Annotated in this window: 12 protein-coding genes and 2 pseudogenes; 1 reads left to right on the top strand and 13 read right to left on the bottom strand. The window is 67.9% G+C overall.

Annotation, left to right across the window (positions count from 1 at the left end; all coding sequences use genetic code 11):
- Positions 1-509 precede the first annotated feature (509 nt).
- From cas2e to AB0M67_RS13035, 6 genes and pseudogenes are all read right to left on the bottom strand, one after another.
- Entirely contained in the window at positions 510-860 is a 351-nt protein-coding gene (cas2e, locus tag AB0M67_RS13060) for a type I-E CRISPR-associated endoribonuclease Cas2e (protein ID WP_365745402.1), read from the bottom strand.
- A 163-nt stretch (positions 861-1,023) separates the two neighbouring features.
- Positions 1,024-1,809, bottom strand: a complete 786-nt coding sequence (cas6e, locus tag AB0M67_RS13055) for a type I-E CRISPR-associated protein Cas6/Cse3/CasE (RefSeq protein WP_365745401.1) — start codon at positions 1,807-1,809, stop codon at positions 1,024-1,026.
- 152 nt (positions 1,810-1,961) lie between these two features.
- Positions 1,962-2,780 (bottom strand): annotated as a pseudogene (locus AB0M67_RS13050) (type I-E CRISPR-associated protein Cas7/Cse4/CasC); the annotation flags it as partial.
- Positions 2,777-3,463, bottom strand: a complete 687-nt coding sequence (casB, locus tag AB0M67_RS13045) for a type I-E CRISPR-associated protein Cse2/CasB (protein ID WP_365745400.1) — start codon at positions 3,461-3,463, stop codon at positions 2,777-2,779. The gene casB and the pseudogene AB0M67_RS13050, both read right to left, overlap by 4 nt.
- On the bottom strand, positions 3,460-3,819 hold the full coding sequence (locus AB0M67_RS13040; protein ID WP_365745399.1) for a hypothetical protein: 360 nt from the start codon (positions 3,817-3,819) through the stop codon (positions 3,460-3,462). Before AB0M67_RS13040 ends, casB begins: the two co-directional genes overlap by 4 nt.
- Positions 3,761-4,243: a type I-E CRISPR-associated protein Cse1/CasA gene (locus AB0M67_RS13035; RefSeq protein ID WP_365745544.1), complete on the bottom strand. Its 483-nt coding sequence runs from the start codon at positions 4,241-4,243 to the stop codon at positions 3,761-3,763. Before AB0M67_RS13035 ends, AB0M67_RS13040 begins: the two co-directional genes overlap by 59 nt.
- Positions 4,244-4,430: 187 nt before the next feature.
- On the opposite strand from AB0M67_RS13035, the gene AB0M67_RS13030 reads away from it, so the two are divergent.
- Positions 4,431-4,625, top strand: a complete 195-nt coding sequence (locus AB0M67_RS13030; RefSeq protein WP_351387501.1) for a hypothetical protein — start codon at positions 4,431-4,433, stop codon at positions 4,623-4,625.
- A 523-nt stretch (positions 4,626-5,148) separates the two neighbouring features.
- Here the strand turns inward: AB0M67_RS13030 and AB0M67_RS13025 are convergent.
- The 7 genes and pseudogenes from AB0M67_RS13025 to AB0M67_RS12995 form a co-directional block, all read right to left on the bottom strand.
- A complete protein-coding gene (locus AB0M67_RS13025) occupies positions 5,149-5,379 on the bottom strand; it encodes a histone-like nucleoid-structuring protein Lsr2 (protein ID WP_365745543.1) in 231 nt (76 codons plus the stop codon).
- Between the two features lie 21 nt (positions 5,380-5,400).
- A pseudogene (locus AB0M67_RS13020) lies at positions 5,401-5,826 on the bottom strand (SMI1/KNR4 family protein); the annotation flags it as partial.
- Positions 5,823-10,511, bottom strand: coding sequence for an RHS repeat-associated core domain-containing protein (locus AB0M67_RS13015; RefSeq protein WP_365745397.1), 4,689 nt, complete (start codon positions 10,509-10,511; stop codon positions 5,823-5,825). The gene AB0M67_RS13015 and the pseudogene AB0M67_RS13020, both read right to left, overlap by 4 nt.
- 551 nt (positions 10,512-11,062) lie before the next feature.
- Positions 11,063-11,365 (bottom strand): hypothetical protein, encoded by a 303-nt coding sequence (locus tag AB0M67_RS13010; RefSeq protein WP_365745396.1) that lies wholly within the window; start codon positions 11,363-11,365, stop codon positions 11,063-11,065.
- Positions 11,366-11,483: 118 nt separating this feature from the next.
- On the bottom strand, positions 11,484-11,729 hold the full coding sequence (locus AB0M67_RS13005; protein ID WP_365745395.1) for a hypothetical protein: 246 nt from the start codon (positions 11,727-11,729) through the stop codon (positions 11,484-11,486).
- Positions 11,730-11,745: 16 nt separating this feature from the next.
- Complete coding sequence (locus AB0M67_RS13000) at positions 11,746-12,645, bottom strand: phage portal protein (RefSeq protein WP_365745394.1); 900 nt, start codon at positions 12,643-12,645, stop codon at positions 11,746-11,748.
- Between the two features lie 294 nt (positions 12,646-12,939).
- Positions 12,940-13,143, bottom strand: a complete 204-nt coding sequence (locus AB0M67_RS12995; RefSeq protein WP_365745393.1) for a hypothetical protein — start codon at positions 13,141-13,143, stop codon at positions 12,940-12,942.
- Positions 13,144-13,897 lie beyond the last annotated feature (754 nt).

Raw genomic sequence — 13,897 nt, 5'->3', positions numbered from 1 at the left:
GACACTGCGCGCTGGGCCGAGATCGCGGTACGCAGCGAACGCCTCGAACGCCTGGGGGGACTCACGGCTCTGCCGCTCCCAGGGCTCAACAGCGGTCCGGTCTCTCACCGGAAGTCCTTCTTCCTCCCCCGCACTGCGCACGTCCATGATGCACGAGCGGAATCACGACAATCGCACGGCATGTCAGGTGACATGTACGGCGTGGAGAAGATGTTCGTCTCTCCGCTGGCACCGGCCGAATGCGCGGCTACGTCATGAACGGGCTCGGCGACGCCTCATCTCCGGGAACACATCAGGGTTGCCAGCAGCGGCCACTGGTCGTCGTGCCCATGCGCTGCTGCCGCCCGAAGATGTCGACGACGGCTGAAGACGGTTCGACAGACGCCGACAGCCATCCCCGCGGGCGCGGAGAGCAGACTCCGCGACCTGGGGTTTTAGCGCGAGAGATACCGATTCTGAAGCACTTTCGTCGAATTCGGCATTTCCCTTAGAAGGGACATCGGGACGGATCAACCTATTCCGAATCGACGACGTTTGGCTGCTTTACTCCATCCCGATTGCGAGCCAGGCGTTGCTGGACGAGTGCTGATGTTCGGGCGTCGGATCGGAGTGACGCCTTCGTGGTCGGCAGGATGCCAGGCGTGATCGTGGGTGCGGAAGGTGAAGCCCTGTTCGTTGTTGGTGGTGTGGGCAAGTAGGGCGCGGCCTTGGCCTGCGTACTGCTCGACCTCCTCCCAGAGGATGTCGCGGATTCTTGCTGAGGGGTTGCCGATGAAAACACCGGCGGAGATTTCCAGAAGCCAGCGGGTGAGGAATCCTCGTAGGCCGGCGGGGCAGTTGGTGAGGACGATCACGGTCACCAGATGACCGCCTCGTCGGCGTCTCCGTAGTTGCGTCCTGCGGCTACTTCGTGGCCGCCGTCGCTCTGGAGCGTGACACGGTCTTCTTCGCCTGCGGCATGAGTGGCCCCCTCGCCAGCGACGCTCGGCAGCAAGAGGTGCTTGATGTCGTTGACGCAGCGGTTCAGCAGTCCGGTTTCGGGGGCGCCGGGATGGGGGCGAGGGTCATCAGTCCGCAGCCGTACGCCTTGGCGCGGCCGAGCCCCTGGGTGAGCGTGCGGCGCAGTGCGTCGGCGTCGGTGACTTCGAGGCGTCCGTCGAAGGTGACCGTCACGACTTTCACCCGGTGGGCTGGTGACCTGTCTTCGCGGGATTTGGCGAAGGACAGGGCGCGCTCGTCGCGGACTGTCAGTTCGTACCGGTCTCCGCGGTGTTCGTACTTCTTGTCGGTGGTGCCGCCGGGCAGCAGCCGCTTGTCCTGCGGCTTCTCGACGACGCGGAATCCGGCGCGTTGCTGACGGACGGGATCGAGGAGCCAGCCCTTCTGGTGGACGGGCGTGAGGTGTGCCGTGCGTTTCGTCGGTTCGCCGTCCTTGCGCCGGATGTGGTGGACGGGGTTGGCGGTGAGCCGGAACTCCCAGATGCCGCCCGTGGTAAGGCGGTCGAGGAAGGGAGCGTACGGGCGGCTCTGCCAGCCAGGAGTGTCCGCACTGGCGGCTGCGGCAGGCCAGCCGGCCTGCTCGACGAGGTGCGTCAGGTCCGGTGTGCCGGGGCTCACCATGTAGAGGAAGACCTCGGCTCGGGCGTTGTGGTCGAGACGCCACAGCACCCGGGGGCCGCCGGCGCTCGTGCTGGTCGGGAGCAGGGCGGGAAACGACGCCATGACAGCCGCGTGCAGCGACTGCGGTGAGGAGAGCAGGCGACGGGCGCCGGGGCGCGCGGTGTTCACGCGGAAGCGGGTCAGATACATCAGGGGTTTTCTTCCTCCAGGGCGTCGAACGGTTCGTGCCGTCGTACCGGGCGGGCTGTGGCCGGCACACGGCCCGCCACGGCGCGCGGGTTCGATACGTCCACGCTGGTGCTGACCACGGAGCGCAGCGCGTGCCGCCGCTACTCGGCGGCGAAGCTGAGGGGCCGCGTGGTGCGCAGTTTCACCACCACGGCGTCGGGGAGGGTGTGATGCCCGAACGTGTTGATCTTGCCGGTCGGCAGGGATTCGAGAAGCTCCGTACGAATGCTTCGACCGCGCGCCGCACCGGCGCGGTGCGCGGTTCTTCCTCGCGCAGTCCCTCTCCCAGGTTTGGCTCCCGACTCCGCGTCGGTGTTCTCGTCGTCCACGGCGGTGTAGTAGTCGGACTCGTTGTCGACACGGTGCACGCTGATGGCGTGGGCGACCTGGACAGCGGCGTCGACGTTGAAGTCGGCGGAGTCGGCGACCTCCCGGGCGCGCGCCTTGTTGTCCTTGTCCTTGAGGTAGGCCTTGATGTCGTCGGCGCCCTCGACGGCCAGCGCGGCGAGACCGTCGAGCTGCCGGGCGCTGAGGAACATCAGGTACTTGGACTCCGGTGCCGGCTCGTCCGCGCCGTCCTTGGCGGCGTCGGCCTTCCGCCTGGGCACCTCGATCTTGGAGCCGGTGGCTCCGCGGATCACTTCGGCCGCGAGCCGGAGGGCGTCGGCCCCGTTCAGTGCGGGATCCGTGGCGGTGATGCGGGCGGCGAGGACTTCGGCGACCTTCTTTGTCCGTACGCCCAGCTCGCTCGGGTCGAGGAGGTTCTCGTCGCTGAAGTAGGTGCGGGTGGCTCGCTTCCATGCCTGGCTGGACACGCGGGCTCGGGGCACACCTCCGTACACGGCGGACTTCGGGACTCCCGTGTCGTCCCGGTTGAGATTGCTGGGCGGCACGGTCTGAAGCGCGTGCACGTCGAGGAAGATGCGGTTCACGAGGCGTCCTTGTCCGTGAGGTCGGTGGTGTCGTCGTCGGATGAGGCCGGAGCGTCGGCGTCGTTGTCCTGGGGCGCGCGGTAGGAGTGGAACGACCGTCCCCAGGCACGGCGTACGGCGTCGCGGCCGGCGGGCTCCTGCCAGCGGTAGAGCTGCTCGGCCAAGAGCGCATAGTCGAGGGGGATGTCGGCGCCCCGCAGCAGCACGACGATGTCCCGCAGACGCTGGGCCAGAGCAGGCAGGTCGGGTGCGGTGCCAGCGCGCACCAATCGCTTGCGAACGGGCTCCGTAATCTCGCCGGGCGGCATCAGCCGGCGCACGGCGGCGCCAAGTCCCCCAGGTGCGGACCGGCGATCGGGCCGGTGCATGGCCGTGCCGCGTGACTGCTGGTGCAGCGCCCACAGCGTCAGCACCACGTGCACGGCGTCCTCGGCGCGGGTCAGTTCGTCCTCGTTCAGCGGCCGCCCGCCGTCCTTCGGCTGGTCGTGGAGAGCTCCGGTGTCAACCAGCCCCCACAGGTCCGGCACCTGGGAGAACTCCTTGCCCGCTCCGCGGCGCAGCCGGGCCAGCGCCGCCACTGCGTAGGACTGGTCGCCCAGGTAGTCCCGTTGCAGCGGGTGGATGATCTCGCCGGTGAGCTGTCCGACGCGCTGGGTGCTGGTGGGCACGGTGACGGTGGTCATGCGGGCACCTTCGGGGAGGAGTCGGAGGGGAACGGATCACTGAGGGCCTTGCCAAGGCGGAAGCGGAACCATTTGTCGGCGAGGGCCGAGTTGAGCCACTCGGAGCCCTTCTTCGTCGCCACCACCCGGCCCTCCCACGCGGCATCGCCCGCCTCGCTCATGAGCCGGTCGCCGAGCCGCCGCACATGCCGGTACGCATCCTGCTGCCAGCGGGTGCGGTGCGCTCCGGGGTCCTCGGCCGCGGTCAGGTCCCGCAGCCAGGTGCGGTAGGGACCGTCCAGGGTGGCGAAGCCCAGGTCACGGGCGGCCGAGCGACGCCCTTCGGTCTCGCTGCCTGACGCGCGGGCGAGATCCATACGACGAGGGCTTCAAGTCCGCGCCAGGCCGAACGCGCCGGATCGCAGGATGCCCGGCCGCAGTGCCTTGGCGGCTTCGGCGCCCCCTCCGGCCTCGGCCCTTCCCATGCTCGCGCGGCAGGTAGACGAGCGGCTCGCCGCGTTTCTTCTCCTGAGCGGGGCTCCTACGCCACGCGGTCATCGGCTCATCGGTGTGCATGTTGTGCGGAGTCAGCGGATCGCCGTAGCCGAGAACGACACCGTGCACATCGTCCGCGTCGAAGTGCAGGCGCAGCCGGCGGCTCTGCCAGGTGTACAGGTCACGCACGCCCGACGGCCGCTGTCGGCCTGCCGGGCCGGGGCCGCACGGCTCATGCCGCCAGGCCGGACGGTCGTCGTCGCAGAACCGCACACCGCTGGTGTCGGCGGCGACCAGGTTGAGCAGCAGGGTCTGGCGCAGCGTCTCGCCCTCGGCGAGGACTCCGCCGAGAGTGCCGGCCCAGTAAAAAGTTCAGATCACGGGCTCCGTCTCGTTAGAGACGACCGCCGATGACTGATCGTCGTGTCACCTCAGACCGCCGGTCCCGATGTCAGGGACAGGGTCCCAAGCTCCCAAAGCGGTGGCCACAACGATGAATTCACCCGGCTCCCCGGACCAGAATCAGACGCTTCTGTGGCTACTCCTGGCTGCAGTACTCGGCCTGATCTTCACCGGGCTTACGTACGTGACCTATCTGCACCCCTCACTGGCGGTGCCTCTGACCGTGGCCACCAGCGGGACGGTGGCCGTACTGACTGCCCTCGGCTTCGCACTGTCCTGCGGGTAGGGGCCGAGCTCGACGCAGGCCAGCCGTAACAGGGCAGGGCACGGAGAGAGGCAGCTGACGGGTGGGACGCAACCGAGCCGACGGCGCGCAACTCCGCCTGTATGGCGTTGACACCCAGGAGACCCAGGACCGCCCACCCTGCGGTCTCGAACTTCACCAGCCACCACCGTTCGCCAAGAATGCGGCAGACGAGCTGGGACCGCTTTGACTACGCCCGTCGACCGGCGGCTGATACACCACCCCCCAGGTGCTCGCCACCGGGCCATGGACGGCAGCAGGAACAGTTGAGTCTCCCCCGCACCCGCGGGGAGGAGCGCACGCCTCTCTGCCAACGCACGCCGTTCACCATGCATCGACGGCTACCGAGGCCAAGGCAAGACGGACTCCAAGAATGATTTGACAGCTTTTGAGCATCTCTGCCGACAACAGCGTTTTCTTCTCGGCTCTTCCGGGGGAAGCGGATCCAGCCCTCGGGGCCCTCACTCCGTCAGAACCCGGAATCGGAGACAGCGGGGGAGCATGCTCAGCTGCTGGTGGCCTGCTCCCATGCTTCGCGGATCTCGGCGGTGATACGGCCGCGGTCTGCCACTTCGTACCCGTTGGCGCGTGCCCATTCCCGGATGGTGTTGCTGTCGACGGGTGGTCTGGTCGGGGCCTGTGCGGGTGTCCAGAGGGTGGGTTGCGAGGGGGTGAAACTTGTCGCCTGTTCAAGGAGGTCTTTGGGGAACTGGGGGACAGCCGTCTCTCCGCTCAAGACTGAGGTGAGGAACTCGGTGAGCGTGCCGTCGAAGGTGAACCAGCGTGGCCCACGCGCTTCGTTCACGGCGATACGCCAGGCGTCAGGGGCACCTTGCGGGTCGGTGATCCAGAAGAGGTATTCGCCGTTGTCGGTGCCGCCGATGGCGAACAGGTGCTGCGGGTCGTACGGGACGGGGTGTGTGCCGCGGTCGTAGTCCGTTTGGAGCTGCACGCGGATCCTGGCGGGCATGGGGCCGGTGAGGTCGACCCATTCGGTGGCGCCATGGGGCTGGTAGATGTGGATGTAGCCGGAGAAGGCCCCGGGACCGTAGGTGGCCGCGAGCTGCTTGTAGTCCTCGGGAAGTCGCATGCCGAGGCCGGCCTCGACCCCGTTCCAGTCGATGGCGGGAGGTGGGCTCTGAGGAGGTGGGCAGAGCTGGGTGAGTACGGCGATGGCGGTCACGGGGCTCCTCGGAGGCGTCGCTGTTGCTGTGCGGCGTGGTCGGGGTTTTCGAACTGCGCGTCAAGATGGAAGCCGCCGCTTCCGTGCGCCTCCATCTGAATCCACTTCGGGACGGAATCTTTCTTGTCGTCCGTGTATTCGAGGTAGACGTTATAGGTGACGGTCTCTCCGTCCACCGCGACTGCGTTGTAGATCGACTGCTCCAGGTCCCTCATATGCGGGCTGTTTGTGGGATTTTGCGTGATGGTGAACAGATTATCCAGGGTATCTCCGGAACCGCCGAGCATATTCGCCAGCATGTGTCCCCGGGCCTGGTTGTAGTCGATGCCGTGTATGAACCCGGGGGGTTTCAGCGAGTTACGCGCGTCCGTGCCTTCGTCGAGCATGTCTCTCGTGATGGTCGCGTTCATCTCGTACGGGCGGCCGTGTTCGTCCTGGGTGAAGGTGACCCGCCCTCCCCAGGTGGGGTCGGCCTCGCAGCCTGCCAGGCCCAGCGGGTCGGCCAGGGTGAAGGGGTTGGGAACATAGGCGTAGTGATTGACGGCGGGGGCGAGGCCGAGCGGGTCGGGGGTGATGTACCGGCCCAGGTCGGGGTCGTAGTAGCGGTTGACGTTGTAGTGGAGTCCGGTTTCCGGGTCGAAGTACTGGCCCGGGTAGCGCAGCGGGGTGTAGGCGGTGCTGTCACGGTTCCACTGGGTGGCGCCCCATGCGGTGCTGCGGGCCCGCCACGCGAGCGACCCGTCGCCTGCGACAAGTTCACTGGGACTGCCGGACAGGTCGGTGACGATCGCGAAGAACCGCCGGTCGATCTCCTGCTGGGCGCTGTCGGTCTTGAACTCGCGCTGCGCCAGCGGGCACAGCCCAGCGTAGTCCCACACCAGCGTCGTGCCCTCGGTGTACTGCTCGGCCAGCTGCGCCCCGTCCCAGCAGTAGGAGGTGGCTTCGACGACGCGGCTTTCGACATCCAGGCGCTGTTTGGCCATGCGGCGGCCGAGCGCGTCGTAGAGGTAGCGCCACCGTGCTCCGTCGGGGGCCTGGACGTGGGTGAGGCGGTCTTCGGCGTCCCAGGTGAAGCGCCACGTGAGGGTCTTCCCGCTGAGGGTGGTGGTCTGCCGCAGGGTGATACGGCCCTGGGCGTCGAAGTGGTACCGGCTTCGGCCGGCATGCGTGATGCGGGTGCCGTCGTAGCCGCGTGCGCCGGTGCTGTCCTGGCCGGGTGCCTGGGCGGGAAGGGTGGTGTGGGTCTGGTCTCCGTCGGTGTTGTAGGCATACTGCTCATTCCACCCGCGAGCCTGGACCGCGGTGATCCTGCTCGCCGCGTCGAGGGTGTAGGTGCGGCGGCCGGTGTGGCTGTCGTCGACACTGAGGGGGGAGCCGTCGGCCTGGTAGCCGAAGGTCCGTTCCAGGACGTCGGTGTGCGGCGTGCTGAGAGACTGACGGGCGAGGCGGCCCACTTCGTCCCAGTCCTGGCGAAGCGTGAGCGTGTCCTCAAGGGTGCGTGCGGTTTCGCGTCCGAGCACGTCGCGGTCGAAGCGGAAGGTGTGGTCTCCGGCCGTGTAGGTGGCCAGTCCTTCCCAGGTGTAGGCGAGGTCGCTGCCGGCGCCGGACGGGGTGCGCCGGTGGATGCGCCGGCCGAGCGCGTCATAGGCGAAGGCCAGGGTGCGCCCGTTGACGGTCTCGGAGATGACCCGTCCCGCCGCATCCCGCTGGAGGTCGATGCGGGCGTGGGCGTTCGTTATTCGTGAGACGTGGCCGGTCTCTCCGCGGGTGAAAACGCCTACGGAGCCATCGTCGTGGTGCAGCTGGGTGACGCAGCCGAGGACGTCGCGTTCGAACGTCAAACTCTGGCCGGCGGCGTTGGTGCGGCGTATCAGACGTCCGACGGCGTCGTGCTCGTAGAACAGGGTGCGGCCGTCGAAGTCGGTCTCGGACACGAGCCGGCCGGCCGCGTCATAGGTGTAATGCCACTGAAGGCCCCGGGCGTTGGTGACTTTGGTCAGCCGCAGTTCCGTGTCGTGGGTGAAGCGGTAGCCGCCTCCCTCCGCGGTGCGGGTAGTGGCGGGCAGGTCGAAGTGAGTGGCCGTGGAGGAAGTGGTGCGGCCCATACGGTCGGTGTGGCCCACGAGATTGCCCTCGGCGTCCCAGATCCATTCCTCCCGAGTGCCGTCGGGCAGCTCACGCCACGCGGGCTTTCCCTCGACCGTCCAGCCCTGGCGGAGCATGCCACCCAGGGCGTCGGTGACGGTAGTGACGCGGCCGAAGGCATCCCGGGCGCAGACGGTACTCGCACCGTCGGGCGCGGTGATCCGCAGCGGCAGACCGGCCGCGTCGGAGGTTATTCGCGTGACGTCGCCAACCGCGTTGCGGACGCCGGTCACATGACCGCGGTCGTTGAACTCGTACTCCGTGCGGGCGCCGGTGGGCTCGATAACGGCGGTGCGGTTGCCCTGCTGGTCATACGCGTAGGAACGCCGGATACCGCCGCGCTCTGTGACCTCGACGGGTTGCCGCATCTCGTTGTACACGGCGGTGGTGCGCACACCGTCAGGGGCGACAAGGCCGACGAGGCTCCCATGGGCGTCGCGTTCGAAGCGGGTCGAGTGCCCCAGGGCATCGGTCTGCGCCAGCAACTGGTCCTGGGCGTCGAACTCGAAATAGGCCGTATGTCCCAGGGGGTCGGTTTCGGCGACCACCTGAAAAGCCTCGTTGATATGGAAGACCGTGGTGGCGCCGGTGGAATCGGTGTAGCGGGTGACGCCGTGGCCGGTCTCGCTGTGGACCTCGTAGGTGAACGCGGAGGAGAGGAATCCGTCGGGGCCGACCGTACGGATGACGCGGCCGGAGCTGTCGTACACGTACTGGTAGGTGGAGTCGTTGCGGTCGGTCCAGGAGGTGATCCGGCCTTCCGCGTCGTAGGTGAACAGCAGTGGTAAGCCGGAGAAGTTGGTGACGGCTGCCAGATTGCCGTCGCCGTCGTAGCCGAAGGACCGCACCTGGACGGGACCGTCCGGGGTCTGCAGCGCCAGTGCGGTGACGCGGCCCCGTTCCGGGTCGCACGAGACCAGAACGCGGTAGCCGCCCCCATGGACCACCGTGGTCGGCAGACCGTCCCCAGTACGCCCGATCCGTATGACGTTGCCGTTGCGGTCTTCTGTCTCGCGCAGCCAGTACAGGCCGCCCGACTTGTAGGGGTTGCCCGTGAAACGCCGGGTCAGGGCCGTACGCGGGTCCCTCACGGCGTACGTGATGTCCCCCAGCGCACTGGTCTCCACGTAGGTGAGCGGCAGACGGTCTCCATCGAGCGGCCAGACCTCCTCACTCTCATCACCGGGCAGGGTGGGGTAAAGGAGCACCGAGCCGTCCGCCCGTGCCCACGCCGCGCCGCTGCCGAGCAGCTCCAGCCGCTCATCGAGCGTGGACGCCCAACTGGCCCCGAAGCAGTGGCCGTAGCGGTAGCCGGATATGTGTGTGCGCCGCAGGACCAGCGGCAGGACCCCGGGCAGGTCCAGATCCGTCTGAGGGAGCACCATGTCCCCGCTCGCGACGTCAACGGGGTCGGTCTCGCAGCGGCGTTTACGAAGAGAGACCGCCAACGCGCGGGAACTGTCCGGCGCTTCCCGCATTGATGCGGGACGGCTCCGCTGCCCGCCGTCCGCGCCGCCACCACGCCCGCCGCCCTCGCTGCCGTCCTTGCCGTCATCGGACGTGATCTTCTTGATCCTGTCGCGGATGTCCTGGTCCATCTCCTTGTGTGTGACCGAACTCTTCGTGATGGCCTTGGGCAAGGTCGAGCCGACGTGCTCGCCCAGGTCATTGAGCCCCTTACCGAGCTTCTCCGTCATCTTCTCGATGGTGGAATCGAGGACGGCCGTCAAAGAATCCTTGCCCTTGGCCCGCCCGTGGTGCCCCTTGGCCTTGCCGAGCTTGCTCCCCGCCTTGTCCCGCATGGAGATCTGCACCCCAGCGAGCTTCGTTCCCGTCCGGCCGTGCGCATCGTGGTCGATCTCCGGACCGCCGCCGCGCCCTCGGCCGCCCGCCCCTCCGGCGGAAGCAAGTTGCAGGCCGCCCTTGCCTGCCTGCGCGGTCTGGTCGGCGTTGTAGCCGTCCTGCACACCCGTGGCATTCAGTGCGGTCTGGATCGCCAGGTCCGCCACGATGTTCTCCAGCGCGGCGACCGCCGGCTGCGTGAGCGTCGCGACGATCTCCGCCACGGCCTCCTCCGCCATCTCCTTCAGAATCCGCTTGAACGCGATCCTGGTGGCGGCGATCTTGGCCCCGGCCAGCAGCGTCGAAAGACCGACCGTCACCGGGGCGAACGCCAGCGTAATTCCCACCGTCGCACACAGATCCGCGAGCTCACCCACCGCGGCGATCTTCCGCGCCACGATGATGTCCGCCACCCGGTCCAGCGCACCCCCGACGATCCGGGCCGCCGCCGCCAAGTCCTTGTGCTTGCCCTGAACCTTCGCCCAGTGGTGGTCCAGAGCAGTCAGCGACTCACTCTGCCCGCTCGAAAGCAGCCGTTGAATGTGCTGATGGGCGGCGTGCCCGTCATCATCCGCATCGTCCGCGAACTCCCGCAGCGCGTCCGCCATGTCCCGATAGGCGTCCTCATCAACGTTCGGCCAACCCACACCGACGACATCAAGCATGGCGTCGACACCCTCAGGAATGGTGTAACCCATGACGCAACAGCCCCCGTATAACGCACAATCGAGCCGAGTCAACAAGATCGACCAGCATGACACGAGACAACCATGCGATCCCAGTGGTTCCCGGGCCACCTGCCCGGCAGCCAGGACCCTCCCTCCCACGCGGGAGCCCCGCACCGCTCACACTGGTGGCGCCCACACCCAGCACGGCGGCCCCGGGGCCCGCCGAGTTGACGGGTACGAACGCACCGTGGGTGGCGCCTGCCACGTTCACACCTGTGAAGTAGCGGACTTCGGGGCATTGGGTGTTGGCGTGATCCGAGCCGTCCTGGTCGCGCGATTTCCCAGCCACTCAGTACGCCACCAGCCAGGGGCATCCGACGGTTGGCGCTGTACCAGGTGATACCCGCTCTGGGTACGACCTGTGAGTCGTACCCGTCCCCAGGCAGCTGCCCCACGCCCCGTAGATAGTGATCTCCGAGCCGTCGCTCGCACCGTTGCCGACGTTGTGCGGTTTGAAAATCTCATCCTTCCGGTAGAGGACGCACGGCGAACCCGACTCGCCTCTTGGCCGACGAGCCCCTTTAGGGCGTCGCGCCAGCAAGAAGATCCAGGGCGCGCCAGGGCTCGTCTTCCGGCACCCTGCCGTCCTGCACCAGCCGGTCCACCACCGCCCGTACTGCCGCCGCCGTTTCCACTGGAATCTCCCAGGCACCGAACACCGTCTCCAGCGGCGCCGTCCCCGAGGGGATCGGTTCACCGGACGCCGCGTCGAACCAGCCCTCGGCCAGCTCGCACGGATGCCGCTCGAACACCGCCAGGATCACGCCGAGCGCCGTCGCGCTGTTGCCGATCTTGTACGCGGCCCGGGGACGACTCCAGCGCATCGAGTACGGGCTCATACTGCTTCAGCCCAGCCACCCACCGCTCATCTGCCGTCGCCGCCGAACGCGCCGCATCGAACGCGGCCTCGGCCCGCTCCAGCTCATCGGGCAGGAACATGAACTACACAGACGCGAAGTCGAGGTTCGCCTCACCCAGAGAAGCGACGTCCACCTTCTCCAGCAGATCCAGGGCCTTGTCGTCCAAACCCGTGTACTGCCTGTCGAACCTGGAGAACTCCACAGTCATCACGGGCATGCCGCCCTCGTCCGCCGCGGCGGCACGGGATACGGCGTCGCCGTCGGCTCGGACCAGGGCGGGCGCCAGGGCGGCGCCACGGATCACCTTCAGTCCGCGGATCGCGGCCATGTCACTCCTCCTGCTGCTACGGGTTGTCGGGGCCCGGACCGGCGGCGGGCAGCGCGGCCGGCCCGGGAGTGAACGGGGCATCGCCCCACGGGACAGGCGGCTGGTCCTCGGTCGCCCGAACCTCGTTGATCGTTTCCCAGTGGTTGCCAAGCGCGGAGGCATGGGCCAGGTAGCGCTGCACGGTGTTCGTCTCCAGCAGCGCGTCACGGTTCAGGCGCACATACTGCGGGCGGAGCAGGAACTGCGACAGCAACCGCTCCAGACGCCGTAGCCACTTGCCCACCGCGTACTTCAGCAACGTCAGATCACGGTCCTGGACGTTGGCGTAGGTCATCGATCCGCCGGTCTCGTAGCCGAGGATCTCCGCGATCCCCGGCCCGAAGATCCGCGCGCACTCCGCGGTCGAGTACCCCCGCGTCTGGAGGAACTGCGACTCCTCGGCGTTGACCTGGATCGCGTTGTACTGCCAGCCCTTGCCCAGGACCGCGGGTTCCCGCCGGCCGCGCAGGCCCGCCATGAACTTCGCCTTCACCTTGTCGGCCTGGTCCTGGTCGAGGTCGACCTCACCGTTGGTCAGCAGCGCGCCGGGCAGCGCGCCGTCCTGGAACCACCGCAACCCGAACCGCCCCGCCGTCAGTTGAAGACCGATCGCCGCAGCATGCATCTGGACCGGCGACAGCCCCTGCACCACACCCGACACCGGGTTGACCCGGCGGTGCACCATCCGGTCGGCGGGGATCTCACGGCCCTGCATGAACCACGTGACCGCACCGTCCTCCAACGCCCCCGTCACCCGGTCCGGATGGAACAGATCCATCTGCTGGAGGAAACCGGTCGCCGAGCGCTGCAACGACTCGCCGTACAAGTTGCCGCGCAGCAGCCAGGACATCAGCGCCCGGTAAGACCAGTCCTCCACCCCCTGACCCGAACCGTCCGGATCCTCCAGCCACCACGGCATCCCCAAGCTGCTTGCGGTCCGCGCCCTTCCCCCGGAACACGTCAATCGGCAGCTCACTGCCGACCGACGCGATCAGGTCCGGTGCCGCGAACACCGCGACCGCCTGCAACGACGACTCGGCCGACGAGAGGTCGACCTCGGTGTAGGAGCCGGTCTTCAGCCGCGCCATGACCTGGTCCAGCGGCACACCGGGCAGGCCCGCATCCCGGCCCGCGCCCCCCGTCGCAGGCCGGTCTTTACGCCACCACAGACTCACGGCACCCTCCAGTCCAGCAGGAGCAGGAAGGCGCCCGCGCAGATGAAACCGAGCAGCTCCCACGCCAGCCACAAGCCGTAGGAGACGAGCCCCGCGCCGGCCGTGCCGGGCACGATCTGCACCGACAGCCTCACCGCGGTACCGGCAGCGGACGCGGCCCAGCCCGCGGCCTTGTACACCCGGTCCCTGGCGCGCTTCACCAGACCTTCGCCACGGGGTCGTAGTCGCTCTGTACGGCGGGCCCTTGGCGTCATCGACGCTGGCGTGGCCGCCGTCGTACCTGTAGGCGGCGTTCTTGACGACGGCGGCGTGGTCCTTGCCGGTCTGGATGTCGTCGCAGACCCCAACTGAGCGACTGATTGCGCTGCTGTCCTTCCAGACCAAGCCGGGGTCGATGGCGCGAAGGGCGGCGAGGAGCGTCTTCTCCTGCGCGGCGTCGGGGCGAAGGAAGGCGCTGCTGGTGGCGGGTACTGGTGACGGTGCCTTCTCTGGCGTGGCCTGCATGTCGTCGGTGCTGCCGCAGGCGGTGAGCGTGGCGAGCAACAGGGCGGCTGCTACGGCGGTGGTTGTGCGCATGGTCCCCCCAGGACTGTGCGGATGAGAAGGGGTCATCGTTGCGCGAGGGCGGTGCGCGCGTCTGGGGGTGATGCATCCGTGACCCGGACGATGCCCTACGTCCTCTTGGCCGTGCGGGGCCCTCGCCTCGACCATGGAGGGACGAGATGGGGGGCTCATGCTTGAACGGCTCGATGAACGCTTCGGTAGATCGTGGCGCTTCTGGGCGTCGGTGGCGGCGATAGCTCTGTGGGTCGTCTGTGTCTTGCTGGCCCCGACTGATCCGTCTCCCACGCCTGGTCCGCTGTTCCCCAACACTGAGCCGGCGCCTGTCTATCCGCCGCCGGTGCCGGTACCGGTACCTATTCGGTGACGGTTCACGGTGCATGACGAAGGCCC

Origin of the sequence: Streptomyces sp. NPDC051662 (assembly GCF_040681655.1) — a bacterium.
In the GTDB taxonomy this organism is placed as follows: domain Bacteria; phylum Actinomycetota; class Actinomycetes; order Streptomycetales; family Streptomycetaceae; genus Streptomyces.
Note: the sequence above shows the minus strand (reverse complement) of the source record. Positions and strands in the feature narration are given on the sequence as shown.

Excerpts from the sequence above, each read along its gene's own strand:
- cas6e (WP_365745401.1), bottom strand. The coding sequence starts at position 1,809 with ATGTATCTGACCCGCTTCCGCGTGAACACCGCGCGCCCCGGCGCCCGT.
- casB (WP_365745400.1), bottom strand. The coding sequence starts at position 3,463 with ATGACCACCGTCACCGTGCCCACCAGCACCCAGCGCGTCGGACAGCTC.
- AB0M67_RS13040 (WP_365745399.1), bottom strand. The coding sequence starts at position 3,819 with ATGGATCTCGCCCGCGCGTCAGGCAGCGAGACCGAAGGGCGTCGCTCG.
- AB0M67_RS13030 (WP_351387501.1), top strand. The coding sequence starts at position 4,431 with ATGAATTCACCCGGCTCCCCGGACCAGAATCAGACGCTTCTGTGGCTA.
- AB0M67_RS13015 (WP_365745397.1), bottom strand. The coding sequence starts at position 10,511 with ATGGGTTACACCATTCCTGAGGGTGTCGACGCCATGCTTGATGTCGTC.
- AB0M67_RS13010 (WP_365745396.1), bottom strand. The coding sequence starts at position 11,365 with ATGCGCTGGAGTCGTCCCCGGGCCGCGTACAAGATCGGCAACAGCGCG.
- AB0M67_RS13005 (WP_365745395.1), bottom strand. The coding sequence starts at position 11,729 with ATGGCCGCGATCCGCGGACTGAAGGTGATCCGTGGCGCCGCCCTGGCG.